This window comes from Mesorhizobium sp. M0910, from assembly GCF_040319465.1.
Classification (GTDB): Bacteria; Pseudomonadota; Alphaproteobacteria; order Rhizobiales; family Rhizobiaceae; genus Mesorhizobium.
Window position 1 is genome coordinate 128,803 of record NZ_JAMYNZ010000004.1, and the last position, 15,569, is coordinate 144,371.

The 15,569-nt window shown below is 63.5% G+C and carries 16 protein-coding genes; 9 read left to right on the forward strand and 7 right to left on the reverse strand.

Annotation, left to right across the window (positions count from 1 at the left end; all coding sequences use genetic code 11):
• Nucleotides 1-20: 20 nt before the first annotated feature.
• Together NKH78_RS11575 and NKH78_RS11580 are read right to left on the reverse strand one after the other, a co-directional pair.
• A complete protein-coding gene (locus NKH78_RS11575) occupies nucleotides 21-893 on the reverse strand; it encodes a 50S ribosomal protein L11 methyltransferase (protein ID WP_352882932.1) in 873 nt (290 codons plus the stop codon).
• An 11-nt stretch (nucleotides 894-904) separates the two neighbouring features.
• Nucleotides 905-1,483: an SCO family protein gene (locus tag NKH78_RS11580; RefSeq protein WP_352703512.1), complete on the reverse strand. Its 579-nt coding sequence runs from the start codon at nucleotides 1,481-1,483 to the stop codon at nucleotides 905-907.
• Between the two features lie 204 nt (nucleotides 1,484-1,687).
• On the opposite strand from NKH78_RS11580, the gene NKH78_RS11585 reads away from it, so the two are divergent.
• The 3 genes from NKH78_RS11585 to NKH78_RS11595 all read left to right on the forward strand — a co-directional run bounded on the left by NKH78_RS11585 (nucleotide 1,688) and on the right by NKH78_RS11595 (nucleotide 3,433).
• The gene (locus tag NKH78_RS11585) at nucleotides 1,688-2,176 is read left to right on the forward strand and encodes a CreA family protein (protein ID WP_254818969.1); all 489 of its coding nucleotides are present in this window, start codon (nucleotides 1,688-1,690) and stop codon (nucleotides 2,174-2,176) included.
• 96 nt (nucleotides 2,177-2,272) lie between these two features.
• The gene (locus NKH78_RS11590; RefSeq protein ID WP_352703514.1) at nucleotides 2,273-2,914 is read left to right on the forward strand and encodes a DapH/DapD/GlmU-related protein; all 642 of its coding nucleotides are present in this window, start codon (nucleotides 2,273-2,275) and stop codon (nucleotides 2,912-2,914) included.
• An 87-nt stretch (nucleotides 2,915-3,001) separates the two neighbouring features.
• Nucleotides 3,002-3,433 (forward strand): low affinity iron permease family protein, encoded by a 432-nt coding sequence (locus NKH78_RS11595; RefSeq protein WP_352703676.1) that lies wholly within the window; start codon nucleotides 3,002-3,004, stop codon nucleotides 3,431-3,433.
• 41 nt (nucleotides 3,434-3,474) lie between these two features.
• On the opposite strand, the gene NKH78_RS11600 is transcribed toward NKH78_RS11595, so the two are convergent.
• On the reverse strand, nucleotides 3,475-4,338 hold the full coding sequence (locus tag NKH78_RS11600; RefSeq protein WP_352703516.1) for an SDR family NAD(P)-dependent oxidoreductase: 864 nt from the start codon (nucleotides 4,336-4,338) through the stop codon (nucleotides 3,475-3,477).
• Between the two features lie 127 nt (nucleotides 4,339-4,465).
• On the opposite strand from NKH78_RS11600, the gene NKH78_RS11605 reads away from it, so the two are divergent.
• A complete protein-coding gene (locus NKH78_RS11605; RefSeq protein ID WP_023721174.1) occupies nucleotides 4,466-4,747 on the forward strand; it encodes a hypothetical protein in 282 nt (93 codons plus the stop codon).
• 113 nt (nucleotides 4,748-4,860) lie between these two features.
• Here NKH78_RS11605 and NKH78_RS11610 read toward each other — a convergent pair whose 3' ends face one another.
• Nucleotides 4,861-5,436: a TMEM175 family protein gene (locus tag NKH78_RS11610; RefSeq protein WP_352475354.1), complete on the reverse strand. Its 576-nt coding sequence runs from the start codon at nucleotides 5,434-5,436 to the stop codon at nucleotides 4,861-4,863.
• A 157-nt stretch (nucleotides 5,437-5,593) separates the two neighbouring features.
• Here NKH78_RS11610 and NKH78_RS11615 point away from each other — a divergent pair, with 157 nt between their 5' ends.
• On the forward strand, nucleotides 5,594-6,802 hold the full coding sequence (locus NKH78_RS11615; RefSeq protein WP_352777660.1) for an MFS transporter: 1,209 nt from the start codon (nucleotides 5,594-5,596) through the stop codon (nucleotides 6,800-6,802).
• 9 nt (nucleotides 6,803-6,811) lie between these two features.
• Here NKH78_RS11615 and NKH78_RS11620 read toward each other — a convergent pair whose 3' ends face one another.
• Nucleotides 6,812-8,284: an MATE family efflux transporter gene (locus tag NKH78_RS11620; RefSeq protein ID WP_352740973.1), complete on the reverse strand. Its 1,473-nt coding sequence runs from the start codon at nucleotides 8,282-8,284 to the stop codon at nucleotides 6,812-6,814.
• 199 nt (nucleotides 8,285-8,483) lie between these two features.
• Between NKH78_RS11620 and NKH78_RS11625 the strand changes: the two genes are divergently transcribed.
• On the forward strand, nucleotides 8,484-9,272 hold the full coding sequence (locus NKH78_RS11625; protein ID WP_352740974.1) for a L,D-transpeptidase: 789 nt from the start codon (nucleotides 8,484-8,486) through the stop codon (nucleotides 9,270-9,272).
• Between the two features lie 147 nt (nucleotides 9,273-9,419).
• Here NKH78_RS11625 and NKH78_RS11630 read toward each other — a convergent pair whose 3' ends face one another.
• Together NKH78_RS11630 and NKH78_RS11635 are read right to left on the reverse strand one after the other, a co-directional pair.
• Nucleotides 9,420-10,898 carry an esterase-like activity of phytase family protein gene (locus NKH78_RS11630; protein ID WP_352777658.1) on the reverse strand — a complete coding sequence of 493 codons (1,479 nt, stop codon included), beginning with the start codon at nucleotides 10,896-10,898 and terminating at the stop codon, nucleotides 9,420-9,422.
• A gap of 308 nt (nucleotides 10,899-11,206) precedes the next feature.
• Nucleotides 11,207-12,232, reverse strand: a complete 1,026-nt coding sequence (locus tag NKH78_RS11635) for a LacI family DNA-binding transcriptional regulator (RefSeq protein ID WP_352475350.1) — start codon at nucleotides 12,230-12,232, stop codon at nucleotides 11,207-11,209.
• Nucleotides 12,233-12,426: 194 nt separating this feature from the next.
• Here NKH78_RS11635 and NKH78_RS11640 point away from each other — a divergent pair, with 194 nt between their 5' ends.
• The 3 genes from NKH78_RS11640 (at nucleotide 12,427) to NKH78_RS11650 (ending at nucleotide 15,545) form a co-directional block, all read left to right on the forward strand.
• Nucleotides 12,427-13,461, forward strand: coding sequence for a Gfo/Idh/MocA family protein (locus NKH78_RS11640; protein ID WP_352475349.1), 1,035 nt, complete (start codon nucleotides 12,427-12,429; stop codon nucleotides 13,459-13,461).
• On the forward strand, nucleotides 13,458-14,366 hold the full coding sequence (locus tag NKH78_RS11645) for a sugar phosphate isomerase/epimerase family protein (RefSeq protein ID WP_352741137.1): 909 nt from the start codon (nucleotides 13,458-13,460) through the stop codon (nucleotides 14,364-14,366). The genes NKH78_RS11640 and NKH78_RS11645 overlap by 4 nt, the downstream gene beginning before the upstream one ends.
• 165 nt (nucleotides 14,367-14,531) lie before the next feature.
• Nucleotides 14,532-15,545 (forward strand): substrate-binding domain-containing protein, encoded by a 1,014-nt coding sequence (locus NKH78_RS11650; RefSeq protein WP_023676725.1) that lies wholly within the window; start codon nucleotides 14,532-14,534, stop codon nucleotides 15,543-15,545.
• The last annotated feature ends 24 nt before the right edge of the window (nucleotides 15,546-15,569 follow it).

The following is a 15,569-nucleotide window of genomic DNA, read 5'->3' on the forward strand; positions in this document are numbered from 1 at the left end:
TGCGTTGAAAGCGTCGCGCCTCAGCGCTTGAGGTGAATCGTCACCCAGCCCTCGCGGTGCAAGGTGCGGACGTGCCGGAATTTCTGGCCGACATAGGCCGCGATTACCGCATCGCGCTGGCGCTCGAGGATGCCCGACAAAACAATCGAGCGACCGAGCGCGATACGCCCAGCCATTTGCGGCGCCAGACGCATCAGCGGCCGCGCCAATATGTTGGCGACAATCAGGTCGAAGGGCGCACGCGCGGCAAAGATCGGATGATGAAAACCGGGCGCCGCTACCGCTTCAATGAGCCCCTTGACGTGGTTCAGCCGCGCATTGGCAGCGGCCACCTTGACGGCGACCGGGTCGATGTCCGTTGCCAGCACCGGAACATGCGCGAGCTTGGCCACCGCGATGGCGAGCACCGCGCTGCCAGTGCCAAGGTCGAGCGCGTTGCGCGGATGCTCGCGCTGTATGACCTGCTCCAGCATTTCGAGGCAGCCGGCGGTGGTGCCGTGATGGCCGGTGCCGAAGGCAAGGCCGGCCTCGATCTCGATGGCGAGTTCGCCGCTGTGGCGCTTCCTGCGGTCATGCGCGCCGTGGACGAAGAAGCGCCCGGCCCGTACCGGCTTCAATCCCTCCAGCGAGCGCGCCACCCAGTCGATGTCGGGCAGCGCTTCTCGCTCTATCGGTTTCGACAGCGACAGTCCGGCCAGGATGTCCCTAAGCCGCGCCTCGACCGCATCGACGTCGTCGTCGGCATAGAGCGATACTTCGTGGATATCGCGGTCCTCGTCGACCTCGAGCACCGCAACCGGCAGGCCCTCTTCGTCGAACGCCGCACCGAGCGCCGCGAAGATGCGATCAGCCTCGATCTTGCCCGCGGTGAAATACAAACGCGTCTGCGTCATTCCCGGATACGTCAACCTTCCGCCGCCAGCCGCTTGAGCTTGGCGATGGCGGCGTCCGGGCTTTCGCCATAGGCAATGGTGCCGGCGAAATCGCCCTTGCCGTTGAGCAGCAGCACCGAAGCGGTGTGGTCCATCGTGTAGTCGCCGTCGTTCGTGTCGACTTTCTTCCAGTAGATGCCGAAGGACTTGGCCATGGCGTGGACCTTATCGGGATCGCCGGTGATGCCGAGGATGCGATCGGAGAAATTGCTGACATACGTGTTCATGATTTCGGGCGTATCGCGCTCCGGGTCGACCGAAACGAAATATGCATGCAGGTTCTTGCCGTCGTCGCCCATCGTCTTCAGCCAGCCGGCCAACTCGAAAAGCGTGGTCGGGCAGACTTCCGGGCAATGCGTGAAGCCAAAAAAGACGACACTGGGGTGGCCACGAAAGGCGGCTTCGGTGACCGGTGCGCCCTTCTGGTCGACCAGCGTGAACGGCGCGCCGAACGGCTCGCCGCCATAATGTCCGCGGTACCAGTCGAACGTTAGCCAGCCGATGCCAGCGGCCATCAGGACGAGAATACCGACCAGAATTGAACGCATCATCAGTGAAGTCCGTCGTCATTTCCATCGGGCGCCGGATTGGCGCCATGAAGCCCTGGCTTGGCGAACACTCTTAGCGGTTCGGTCGCGCCGACGCAAAGATGTCGCGTTGCCGCAACCGGCAATGCTGTGGGAGGAGATCTGCTTGCAAAGCGCGGCCGTTCGTCCCACCTGAGGTCGGCAAAATTCGAACCGCAGGAGGCCTCTTTGCGAAAACTGATTGGCGGCGCGTTGGCCGCATGCCTTGTCATTGGCGCTGGCGCCGCCGCCGCCGAGGAAGTCGGCAAGGTCGGCGTCGATTGGCTCGGCAACGACATCATCGTCGAGGCGATCAAGGATCCGAAGGTCGAGGGGGTAACCTGCCACGTCTCCTATTTCGACCGTGGCATGATCGACCGCCTGCAGAAAGGCAACTGGTTCGAGGACCCGTCCGATTCCTCGATCTCCTGCCGCCAGACCGGGCCGATCACCATTGGGGACATCGACATGAGCGAGGCCGGCGAGGAGGTGTTCAAGCAAGGCATCAGCCTGATCTGGAAAAAGCAGGTGGTGAACCGCATCTACGACAAGGCCAACGAGACGCTGATCTACCTCTCGCATTCGCGCCAGGTGCAGGATGGCTCGGCAAAAATGTCGGTCACCACCGTGCCGCTCTACGGCCAGAATGTGGTGTGGACCAGCGGCAAGCCGAAATAGAGACTGAAGGTGCTCCGGGGTCCTTGGCGCGTCCAAACGGATGCGCGGCGCTGCACTCGGCTTGCGAGACTATGCGCGCGGGCGTAAAGCGCCCGCATGGACCGTCCCGAACACCTTGTCCTGAAAGATCCCGAGCCGCGCATCCATCCGACGGCGGAACTGAAGGCCTGCAAGCTTGGACGCTACGCATCGATCGGCGAGCGGGTCATCCTGCGCGAGGTGATGGTCGGCGACTTTTCCTACTTCGAGCGGCATGCCGAGGCGATCTATACGACGATCGGCAAATTCTGCTCGATTGCCGCCAACAGCCGCATCAATGCGCTGGAGCATCCGGTCGAGCGGCTGACGCAGCACAAAGTCAGCTATCGGCCCAACGAGTACTTCCGCTGGCTGGGTGTCGATCAGGCATTCCGCGACCGGCGGCGGGCGAGACCCGTCAGCATCGGCCATGATGTCTGGATTGGCCATGGCGCCGTGATCATGCCTGGCATGGTGATCGGCAACGGCGCGATCGTCGGTGCCAATGCGGTTGTGACGCGAGACGTGCCGGCCTATGCAATCGTCGCCGGCGTTCCGGCCAGGCCATTGCGGCAGCGCTTCAGCGCGGGAACTGCGGCCCGGATCGAACGTCTTGGCTGGTGGGACTGGCCGGTCGAGAAACTGGCCAGGGCAGTCCCCGACATGCAGGCCTTGCCCATCGAGGCTTTCCTCGACCGCTGGGAAAACGACGCTACCTGATCGTTGCGAGCGCGGCGCGTGCACGGTTTGACAGTGAATTCCTCCTCGCAGGGAACTCGAAGCAGTTGCCGATTGTTTCTCCCTGCCATGATCGAAAAGCTGTTCACCAGGATCGCCAACTATATCGCCCATCTTGCCGGTCTGCCGCCGACGTTTGCCGTCTGTTTCCTGATCATTGTGGTCTGGGCGGTAAGCGGTCCGGTCTTCGGCTTTTCCGATACCTGGCAACTCGTCATCAATACCGGCACCACGATCGTCACCTTCCTGATGGTGTTTCTCATCCAGAACACCCAGAACCGCGACAGCGCGGCGATCCAGGCCAAGCTTGACGAGCTGATCCGCGTCAGCAAAGCCAAAAATACCTTTATCGGCATCGAGCACCTGACCGAATCCGAGCTCGAGGAAATCCGCGCCAAATGTGAACGCGCGGCGAAGCGGCACGACGAACAGATCGCCGACATGGCCGCATCCAAGGCGGTGGCTAAAAAGCGCAACGCGAAGAAGCACGCGGCGGCGTGAGCGAGCTTGTTGTCCGGGTTCCTGCCCGAACGGTCGCGGGATCATTCCATGAATGCTGCAAAGGCTTCCTTGTATTCCGGGTGCCAGCGCGACAGAGCAGGACGATTCTCGATGATGTCGCCAATCGCCCACGCCATGCGTTTTTCGTCCATCGACCGGGTCGCCTCGTTATCGGGACACAGGATGTAGAAGTCGCCACGCAGCAGCGAGGCCAGCATGAAGTCGATGACCTGCTCGCCGGTCCAGGCGCCGGCCGGCTTTTCGGTGGCGCCTTCGGTCAGGCCGGTAAAAGTGAACCCCGGAATGAGCAGATGCGCCGCGACGTTTGCGCCGGGCTCATTGCGCAGCGCGTGTGCAAGGCCCTCGGTATAGGTCTTCACGCCGGCCTTGGAGACGTTGTAGGCGAGGTTTCCGGGCGGCGTGGTAATGCCTTGCTTGGAGCCGGTATTGACGATCAGGCCGGGCTTTCCAGCCGCCAGCATGCGCGGCGCGAAGGCCTCGACGCCATGCACGACACCCCAGAAATTGATGTCCAGCAGTCGCTTCCAGGCGTCACGGTTCTCCCACGGCTTGCCGGGGTTGTTGCCGACGCCGGCATTGTTCATCAGAAGCGAGACGTCGCCGAAGGTGCCGAATGTCCTTTCGGCCAGCCGTTCGAGGTCGTCGGCTTTCGAGACGTCAGTGGCGACAGCAAGCACGGCGCTCTCGCCGGCGAAGGTAGCGACGGCATGTCGGGCCTCATCGAGGCGTGCGCCGCCGATATCGGCCAGCACGATCTTCATGCCCATCGCCGCCAGCCGTTTGGCCGCGGCGAGGCCGATGCCGCTGGCCGCGCCGGTGATGACGGCGACATTACCGGAGGCAAGTGCGGGCAGGGCGGTCTGGATCTCGGCGTCGGTGGTCATGATTTTCTCCTGTTCTGGCCGCGGCGAACTTAGCGCGGAAAGAGGCTCGCGCAAGCCGGTGCGACATCTTCGGGTTGACCGCGTCGGCGGGCGCTGCGCATGCTGATATCGAAAAGGAGACTGACGATTGACCGACTGGATCGAGATCCTGAAAGAACAGACCGCAACCGGCGACCAGATGAGCCGCGAAGTGCCGCAAATGCTTGCCAACCCCGACATCAGCGAAGCGCAAGTGAAAACGCTGTTTTCGGCGCTCGAAAAACAGGCCGAATTCGTCGAAAAGCTGCGCATGGCGCTGGAAAAATTCGGCCATGATTTTTCAGTGATCAAAGCGGCCGAGCGGCTGGAGGAGCGCTACGCCGACCTTGCCGCTTCGGTAGCGGAAAAGCTCAAAGAAATGCGAGGCTAGAGCCTGTTCCATTCGATAAGATTCGGTATGGGCTCTATCTTCTCATGATCTTTTCCGAAAACCGGCATCCACTTTTCGTTGACGCGGTCCTTCGGTTCGGGATCTTGGTCTGCCTATTTCTCGATTAGCCGCTCGAAGCGCCTGTCCGGCACTAGCCAGACCATCGCCACCAGGACATAGATCGAGACACCGATCCAGTGATTGACGAAGGTCAGCGCGACGGCGGCGATATAGAGGGCCAGCGAGATTTTTCCCTTGAGGTCATTGCCCAAAGCCCTGGCGAAGAGGGTTTCGCTGCCGTGCAGCCGATGCAGGGCTATGGTGAGGATGTTGAAGCCGATGGCGCAGAGCGCCAGGTCGACGCCATAAACGGCGACCGGCACCGGCGCGAAATGGTTCTCACCCATGAAGGCTGTCGTCGCCGGCATCAGCGATAGCCAGAACAGCAGGTTGAGATTCGCCCACAGCACGCGGCCGTCGACCCGCTGCACGGTATGGAACATGTTGTGCAAATTGTTCCAGTAGATGCCGACATTGATGAAGGACAGCACATAGCTGAGGAATACCGGCCAGAGTGGCGCCAGCGCGGAAAAATCCTCGCCATGCGGCACCTTCAATTCCAGCACCATGATGGTGATGATGATGGCGACCACGCCATCGGTGAATGCCTCGACTCGTCCCTTGCCCATCAATCTCCCCTGACAATCCGCTGAAGTTAAAAGAGGATCTCGCTCAGCGCCATCGCAAAGCTGCCAAAATTGTCAGGAGCAAGTCGGGGAGGGGGGAACGGCTGACGAAAAAAAGGCGTTAGGGTGTCAGATCCCGAACAGCAAGAAGGTCCGAAAAATGACTGCTCACGCTCAAGTCATGACGCGCGATTACGAACTCGGCGGGCGCGCTGCAGCGGCCGCCGTGGCCGCCATGATCGCGGCTCTTTTCGCCGGCAGCACCGCGCTGACGCCGCTTTACATCATCTACAAGCAGGTCTTCGGCTTCTCGCAGATCACTTTGACGCTGGTCTACGCCGTCTATGTCATCGGCAATCTGGCGGCGCTGCTGATGTTGGGGCGTGTGTCAGATGTCATCGGGCGCCGTCCGATGGCGTTGGCCGGAATGGCGGTGGCCGTCGTCAGCGCGGTGGTTTTCCTGTTCGCCGAAAATGTCGCCTGGCTCGACGTCGCCCGAATTCTGAGCGGATTGGGAATCGGCGTCGGCGCGGGTACCGGCACCGCCTGGCTTGCCGAATTGCTCCCGACCGACGACAAGTCACAGGCGGCGACGATTGCCACCAGCACCAATTTCCTCGGTCTCGGCCTTGGTGCGCTGGGGGCCGGGTTGCTCGCCGAATACGCGCCTTGGCCGCTCAGGCTGACATTCGTCGTCTACCTGGCGATGCTCGCGACTGTAACCCTGCTGGTCTGGCGCACGCCGGAAACCGTTTCGCGGCCGGGGAAACTGGCTGACGTTTCGACGCGGCCGCGCCTTTCCGTGCCCGATGCCATCCGCCCAAATTTCGTTGCGCCGGCGGTGACCGGCTTTGGCGCAATGGCACTGGTCGGCTTTTATGCAGCACTCGCACCGAGCATTTTGGCGCAGCAGCTGCAGGTAACCAACCATGCCGAAGCGGGCGCTCTGTTCTTTGAATTGGCGATCGTGACGGCCGCCACCATTGTAGTGACGGCACGTCTTTCGAGCCGAGCCGCGATGTTCGCGGCGCTTGCGCTGATGATTCCAACCGTCGCGCTGATTGTTGCGGCGCAGGTCTTCGCATCGATGGCCATAATGATTGCCGGGACCGCCTTGTGCGGCGTGGCGGCAGCGCTCGGTTATCGCGGCGGCTTGCAAGTGGTGAACGAGATCGCGCCGGCGGACCGGCGCGCCGAAGTCGTCTCGGCCTTCTTCATCTGCTGTTTTTGCGGCAACGCGCTGCCGGTGATCGGCATCGGCGTCCTGTCGACCATGACAAGCGCGACCGTGGCAAGCGGGGCCTTTGCCGGCATGATCGTTATCTTTTCCCTGGTGGCGCTCGGGTTCGGCGCGAAATACGGGCACTGAACCGATCTTTCAGCCGGTCGGTGTCTCGGGCGAAAGGTGCGCGCGCTGGCGTGGTACGCCGAGGCCGGTATCCGGCGGTTCGCCGGCAGCCGGCCGGCTTTCGATCATGTGCACGCTGCGCCAACGGCCGAAGCGATAATAGGCCGTGGCCAGCACGAGCGAGGTTATCGAGCCGGCCGGAAAGCTCCACCACAACGCTTCCTCACCGATCGCACTTCGAAAGAAATAGGCGAAGCTGGTGCGCACCAGAAGTACCGAGATCACCAGGATGATCAGCGGCGGCATCACCGCGCCCGTGGCACGCACAGTGGCGAAGAGCACGATGGTGATGCCGAACAGGATGAAGGACCAGGATGCGACCTTGTTGATGTGAGTGGCGATGTCGATCGCTGCACTGTCGCTGCTGAGGAAGAGGCTGAGCACCGCGCGATCGAATACGAACAGCAGCGCGACAAGCACGCCGGTAAGCACAAGGTTGAAGCCGACGCCGGACGCGGCGATGCGGCCGATCCGGTCCCAGCGCCCGGCGCCGACATTTTGCGCCGCCATGGACGAGACCGCGGCGCCGATGGCGAGCGCCGGCATCTGGATATAGGTCCAGAGCTGGGCGGCTATGCCGTAGGCAGCCGCGACCTGCGAGCCGTAGGCATTGACCATGCCCATCACAGTCAGCGCCGCGGACGAGACGACGATCATCTGCAGGCCCATCGGCACGCCCTTGAAGACGACAATGCGCAGCAGCGCCGGGTCCGGCCGCAGCAGAGCAAGATTGGCGCCGGCCAGCCGCAGCGGGTGCTTGCGCGCATAAAGCACGATCAGGATGGCAAGCACGCTTACCGTCTGGCCGATCAGCGTCGAGGTGGCCGAGCCGGCGATGCCGAGTTCGGGGAACGGGCCGATGCCGAGAATAAGCAACGGGTTCAAAATGACGTCGAGCACGACGGCCAGCGCCATGAATAGGAAAGGCGTGCGCGAATCGCCGGCGCCGCGCAGCACCGTCATGACGAAGGACAGCAGGTTCATCATCGGTACGGCGAGAAAAATGATACGCAGATAGGAACGCGCCAGCGGCAACGCATCGGCCGGCGTGCCGAGCGCATTGAGGATTGTATCGACCCAGATCCAGCCGCAGACCGCGAACACCACCGAGACAAGGAAGAAGAAGGTGGCACTGGTGCCGACGATGCGGCGGGCTTCGGGCAGATCGCGGGCGCCGACCGATTGCGCGACCAGGATGGTCGCCGCCATGCCGATGCCGAAGACGGTGCCGAGGATGAGAAACAGCACGAGGTTGGCATTGGACGTGGCGGTCAGCGCCGCTTCGCCGAGGAAACGACCGACCCAGACGGCATTGATTGAGCCGTTGAGCGACTGCAGAACATTGGAGCCGAGCACCGGCAGGGCGAACAGCAGCAATGTACGCGGGATAGGTCCACTGGTGAGGTCGCTGGTCCGCCGGCGTGCGGGCATCTTGTCGTCCATGGCAGGCAACTCGGCGAAGGCTTATCTTGAGTCCGGTCCGCAATGATTGCCGATTTAACGAGACAGGTCGACGCAGCGTTGCGAATTCCGCCTGGCGTGCCTTGATCCAATCATGTTCTCAAAGCTTCCGGAATCGTATATTGATCCTGCACGCGTGGGGCCGCATCTTTCCTAGATCTCATGGGCAAGCCGGGGGTTCATGTCCGATATTCCGCTGTTTTTTGAGCGCCTGAACCGGCGTGCGTTTCTTGGTGCATCCGCTTTGGGCGCGGCCTCCGTGGCTCTTTCGGCGTGCACCACGACGGACGTAGCGGCGCCGCCAGTGACCGCGGCGCCAAGCGATCCGGCTTTCGGCGATGCCGCAAGTATGTATGCGGCGCGCGTCGACGAGGGCTATCAACTGCCGGCAATCCCGGTAGCCAAGGTCGATCCGAAATTCGTGCGCCAAATCGTGTCCGATCCGACCGGAGAAAAACCCGGCACGATCGTCGTCGATACCTCCGAGCACTTCCTCTATCTGGTGCACGACGGCGGCAAGGCAATTCGCTATGGCGTCAGCCTCGGCAAGGCCGGTTTCGGATGGACCGGCAGCGCCGTGGTTCAGGCGAGGAAGAAGTGGCCGGTCTGGACGCCGCCGCCGGAGATGATCCAGCGCCGGCCGGAACTGGCGAAATACAAGGACGGCATGCCGCCCGGCCCGCACAGCCCGCTGGGCGCACGCGCGCTATATCTCTTCCGCGACGGCAAGGACACGATGTACCGGCTGCACGGCACGCCGGAGTGGGATTCCATCGGGAAGAACGCTTCCTCCGGCTGTGTGCGCTTCATGAATCAGGACATTATCGACCTCTACAGCCGCGTCGACGGCGTCGCGCCGGTCTTCGTGCGCCCGAACCTGTCGGCCGCCGGGAAGATCGCCGCCGTGTCGGACAGGACGGCCGAGCCGATCGATGCGGGCGTGCCAAAGGACGCGGAGATGTTGAGGTAAGTGCCTTCGACGGATCATCAGTCTTAGGTTTTGCAAACCCACTAGAACACAATCCTTGTGCCGGCGAGCCGCAACTGAAGGGCCCGACCTTTCGATCGTGCCAGGCAGGCGGACGCGTTCGGCGCGTCCGCCTGCCTGGGGGTGTCGCTACTTCCCGGCGAGGCCTGGAAGCGTGACCTGATAGACCAGGAACATCGTGTCGACATCGGCGCCATCGTCGGCCTTGTAGGCCGCGCCGACCTGGAAGCCGTCCTGGGTGAGAAAGTCATTGTCGTTGGCGACGAACAGGAAATAGTCGTCGGGCCGTGTTGGATCGAGGACGCTCACCACCGACATCGCCTCCCACTTCTCCGAAAGGTTGTTGCGGTCATTGGGCGCGCCATTGTGCAGCCCGAAGCGGCCGAGCTCGGTCTTGTCGTTGATGTCGATGAACGGCGTCAGCTTGGCCGGCGTCACCGAGGGATCGAGCTCACCTTTGGGCGCAACCGGCTTGTCCTTGTCGAACTCGGTGCCGGCGATGTCGGTTGCCGCCGACACATCGACGACGCTGATCTCGCGATAGAGCGAGGTGTCGCCCTTCACCCCTTGGCCGTTGCCGCTGTCGCGCGCCAGCATCAGGAAGGTCTTGTCCGACAGAGCCACGATTTCGCTCTGCGCGGCAATCTTGGTCTTGCCCTTGGCATCGGTGAACACCGGCAGCGCCACAACATATTCATGCGCAAGCTTGAGTTGGGCCGGATCCGAGGCATCGTAGACCAGCGCGCGCGTGTTCTGGCGCGTCGAAGCGGAATCGCCGCCATCCTGTCTGGGGGCCGATTGCAGCACAGCGATCAGGAACTTCCCGTCCGGCGTCAGTGCCATGCCTTCGAGGCCCTGGTTGTTCTGACGGCCGGTTTCGGGATCCGTCGGATCTGGGTCTGCCGCGCCCGGTCCCGGATTGTTGGACGCGAAGTTCGGCGTTCCATGACGCATCGGGACAAGCGCCGCCGGCGACTGCGTTGCCGACATCAGACGCCCATCGGCGGAGAAGTGGTAGATGTTCGGACCATATTCGTCCGAGATGAACATGGTGCCGTCGGGCAGCCGCACGATCGCCTCGTTATCGAGCGCGAGCTTGCCGTTGGCTTCGGGCAGGATCGGCATGTCGTCGGTCGCGGCGCGCACGCCGTTGAGCGGATCGAGGCCGGTTGCGTCGGCGCCCTTGTCGTCGGTCAAAAGCATGGTGTCGGCAAGGGTTGCCTTGAGGCCCGACTGTTCCTGGCCGGCGGCTGGTGCCGCACCCGGTGCGATCGGGGCGAATTCGATGGCAATCGTGTTGATGCGCGGACGGTAATCGGTGGTGCCGACGACATTGTAGCCACGATCCGGCAGCAGCCACAGCGAGCCCTTATAGCCATCGGCGCCATGCGTCCAGCCGGCAGCGTCGATCGCCATGCCCGAGCCGGAGCCAAACGTCTCGCCGAACTTGTCCCTTTGGCTGGCCGGGATGCGACCGACACCGACCAGGCCCTTGTTGACGAAGCTGACGCCGCCGACGGTCGCTGCGTTTTCAGCCAAGGCCGGAGTCAAGGCGGTGAACATCGCCAGCGCGACCGCGAGGGACGCGTTTCGGTGCAGGTTTTTCATGGAAATCCTCTTTGTGACAAAACAGCCGAAGCGGGCGTCGCATCGACATGCCGCCAGCGCTTTCCGAAAAAGGTCTAGGACGCGAACATGATACTTGCGTGACAGAGGGCGCTTGTTCCTTCGTCCCTTGTGGGAGCAGGTGGATCGGCGCGCAGCGCCGAGACGGAAGAGGGGTGCTGGACGGAGTGCCTCGGTGCCGAGCTGGAGCACCCTCATCCGACCGAGCTGAGCCTGTCCTCTGGCTTGCCGAAGGCAAGACCCGTGGGCTCGGCCACCTTCTCCCCAAGGGGAGAAGGGAAGTGCCGCGCTCAATCGCTGTCGCGCGCGATCAGCTGCAGCGGCCAGACTTCACGGATGATGCGTGCGCCTTCGGCGCCGGCGTAAGCCGGGATCGATGCCAGCAGCATTTCGGCCAGCCGCTCGCCCATCGGCTCAAGCGCCGGGCGGAAGCCGGTCAGCGCCGGCGAAAAATAGCGGCAGAGCGGGGTGTCGACGATGACGATCACCGCGATGTCGTGGCCGGGCTTGATGCCCGCCTCGGCCAAAGCCTTGCAGCCGCCAAGCGCCATCGCGTCATTGTTGAAGATGATGGCGGTCGGCGGGTCCTTGGAGCGCATGACCTTCGGCGTCACCGCGTAGCCGCCTGCCTCGTTGATGAAGCCGTCGGCGATCAACTCGGGGTCGAATTCGATGCCGTGCCGCCGCAACGCCTTGCGATAGCCGGCGAGGAACAGATAGCCGAAATTGAGATCGAGCGACGGGCGGATGGCCGCGATGCGGCGGTGACCGCGCGCGACAAGACGATCGACCGCGTCAGCACCGGCTTTTTCGAAGTCGAGGTCGAGCGAGGGGTAGGCATCGCCGCCGGAGCGGCTGCGGCCGAGCGTCGCGAACGGGAAACCGGCCTGGGTCAGATAGTCGATGCGCTCGTCCTCGCGCCGCGTCCAGGCCAGCACCACCGCATCGGCCCGCCGGGTCTCGACGACACGGCGCAGGCGCTCCTGCTGATAGTCGCCCGGCGCGCCCATCACCACGATCAGGTCGAGTCCGCTTTCGGCGAGCTTGGCCTGCAACCCGGTCAGGAACGGAATGAAGAACGGCTCGCCATATTCCTGATCGCCCGGATGCGGCTGCAGCATGAAGGCGATCGAATGGGTGGCGCCGCGCCGCAAACTGCGGCCGGACTGGTTCGGCGAATAATTCAGCTTCTTGGCCGCATCGAGCACGCGCTGGCGTGTGTCGGCGTTGACGTCGGCGCGGCCGTTGAGCGCGCGCGACACCGTGCCGATCGAAATGTTCAGGTGACGCGCAAGGTCGTGAATGCTGGACGCCAAAGGACAGTTCTCCCCCTTGCTTGGCTAGCACCGGCTGCTGTTCAGGCCAAGCCGGCATCACGTTTTTCGCTATCGGCCGATTGACATTCTACGCCATCGGGTGTGTTCTCGTAAACGTTTACGGAAAACATTCACGGCCCTGCCGTGAACGCCGTGACGATCGGTCTGGAGGGGCCGAGAGGGAGGAGCACTGGATGATCAATGTCGTCCTGGTCGGCTGCGGCGCCATGAGCAAGGCATGGCTCGATGCAGCCAGGCAGATCGACGGGCTCGCCATTGTCGGCCTGGTCGATATCGATGTCGAACGGGCGCGGGCGAGGGCGCGCGAATACGAGCTTTCGAGCGCCATCATTGGAACCGACCTCGACGCCGTGCTCGACCAGACCAGGCCCGACGCGGTATTCGACGTGGTGGTTCCCGCCGCCCGCCGCGAGGTCGCGCTTTCCGCCTTTGCCCATAATTGCCACCTGCTGACCGAAAAGCCACTCGCCGACAGCCCGGACAATGCGCGTGCCATCGTCGAGGCCGCCCGCAGCGCCGGGCGTATCCATGCCGTCGTCCAGAACCGCCGCTATGTCGCCAATGTCAGGCGCATCCGGCGCTTTCTCGATTCCGGCGCCATTGGTGCGCCAACCAGCATCCATGCCGAGTTCTTCGTCGCGCCGCATTTCGGCGGCTTTCGCGAGGAGATGCGTCATGTGCTGCTGCTCGACATGGCGATCCACACATTCGATGCCGCCCGCTACATGGCGGCCGGCGAGCCGACCGGTGTCTATTGCCAGGAGTGGGAGCCGGCCAATTCCTGGTATCGGCAAGGGTCGTCGGCGACCGCAAGCTTCGACCTCGGCGGCGGCAAGCTGTTCACCTATGCCGGCAGCTGGTGCGCGGCCGGCTTCCGCACCAGCTGGGACAGTACATGGCGGATCGTCGCAGAGCGCGGCAGCATTGTGTGGGACGGCGAGGACGGGCTGAAGGCGGAAATCGTGCAGCCGGTCCGTGAAGGCCTGTTCGACCGCACCGAACCGATAGCCGTGCCGCCGCTCGACCCGGCCGATCGCGTCGGCGGCCATCTCGGCATCATCCAGGATTTCGTCCGCGCCGTCGAAACCGGCACCGAGCCGGAGACGCGCGGCGCCGACAACATCAAGAGCCTGGCCATGGTTTTCGCTGCGATCGAGAGCGCCGAGACCGGGCGCCGGGTCGCCATCGCTGCACAGGAAGGATCATGATGCCAAACCCGCTGCTCGACATCAGGATCGGCACAATGGTGCGGGCCAATCTCGACGACCCGGCCGCCTATGTCAGGCAGATCCTGCCGCTCGGCTTCGAGAGCATCCAGCCGTTCTTCTGGCAGACGCTGGGCGGCAAGGACATTCCGCGGCTAGCGGGCGAGATCCGCGAGGCGATCGGCGATGCCGATGTCATCGTCTCATCGATCGGCGTTTTCGGCAATCCGCTGGAGAGCGGCGAGATCGATCGCGGCGTGCTCCAGGCGTGGGAAACGATCATCGACAACGCGCATCTGTTCGGCACCAATATGGTCAGCGGCTTTACCGGCCGCATTCGCGGCAAGCCGCTGCCCGACAGCCTGCCGCGTTTCCGCGAGGTCTGGGGACCGTTGGCCAGGCGTGCCGCCGACAAGGGCGTGCGCATCGCGTTCGAGAACTGCGCCATGGACGGCAACTGGGCCAGCGGTGACTGGAACATCGCCCACAATCCGGACGCCTGGGAGTTGATGTTCAACGAGTTGCCGGACGGCAATCTCGGCCTGGAGTGGGAGCCCTGCCATCAACTGGTCTATCTGATCGATCCGATCCCGCAGATCCGCAAATGGGCGCCGCGTATCTTCCACGTCCACGGCAAGGACGCGACGGTGCGCTGGGACGTGATCCGCGAACATGGCGTGTTCGGCCGCCTGCCGTTCGTGCAGATGCGCACCCCTGGCTTCGGCGATAGCGACTGGACGCGGGTGATCAGTGAGCTGCGGCTGGCCGGCTACAAGGGCGCCATCGACATTGAGGGCTGGCACGACCCGGTCTATCGCGGCGATCTCGAGATCACCGGCCAGGCGCGTGCGCTGGACTATCTCCAACAATGCCGGGGAGGCGCGAGCTACCTGCCGAACCCGGTGTGAGGCTAATGCATGTCGCGCAAAAGTGCCCAGCGGTTTTGCGATAACGACATGCATAAAAACAGGACAAGCCGGCGGGAGGTGCCGGCCAGGGAAAGATTGCGGCGCCTTGCCGAAGCGATCGTCAAAACCCCTCGGCTAGCGAGGGAACAAAGGGAGGATAAGTGCATGAGCATTACGATGAGAAGGACAGTTCTGCGCTCGACCGTCGCGGCGGCCGCGATGGCGCTCGCCGCCGCACTCTCGACCTTGCCGGCGCAGGCGCTCGATGCCCAGTGGTGCAAGGACGTCCATATCCGCTTCTTCGTCGGCGGCGCCGAGGGCGATGCCTTCGGCACGATCGTCTATAATGGCGCAAAGCAGGCGGCGGCCGATCTCGGGCCGAAGGTCGACTACATCTTTTCCCAGTGGGATGTCGAGAAGATGGTGCAGCAATTGCGCGAGGCTGTCGCGGTCAAGCCCCAAGGCATCGCCATGATGGGCCACCCCGGCGACGCCGCGATCATGCCGCTGGCCGAACAGGCGCACAAGGACGGCATCAAGATGATGTACCAGAACGTGCCGGTGCCGACGGTCACGGCGGCGTTCGGCGGCGGCTATGTCGGTGCCCAGCAGGAGCAGCAGGGCCGCGCGCTTGGCGCCGAGGCGGTCAAGCTGGCCGGGCTCAAGGCCGGCGACAAGGCAATCATGATCGGCCCGTTCGAGAACGAGAGCCGCGGCGCGCGAGAACGCGGCACTGTCGCTGCCCTCAAGGAAGCGGGCGTCGAGGTCATACAGCTCTCCTCGCCACCGAGCGGCGAATGGGCTTCCGACCCCAATCTGGCCCTTCCGGTGATCACCGCGGCACTGCTCAACAATCCCGACGTCAAGGCGGTTGGCTATCCCGGCGGACAGATGCTGGGCAACGTCCCGACTTACATGCAGGCGGCGGGCAGGAAGCCGGGCGATATCTTCAACTTCGGCTTCGACACCAGCCCGCAGATCGTCGAGGGCTTCAAGGGCGGCTGGGTGCAGCTGACGGCCGACCAGCAGCCGTTCCTGCAGGGCTATCTGCCGATCCTCAGCCTCTGCCAGCAGGTTGTGCTGGGTCTCGCACCGATGAATGTCGATACCGGCGCCGGCTTCGTCACGCCGCAGAATTACGAGATTGTCGCCGAGCTCGCCAAGCAGGCGCTGCGCTGACCTCCCAAGCCGCCGGCCGGGATT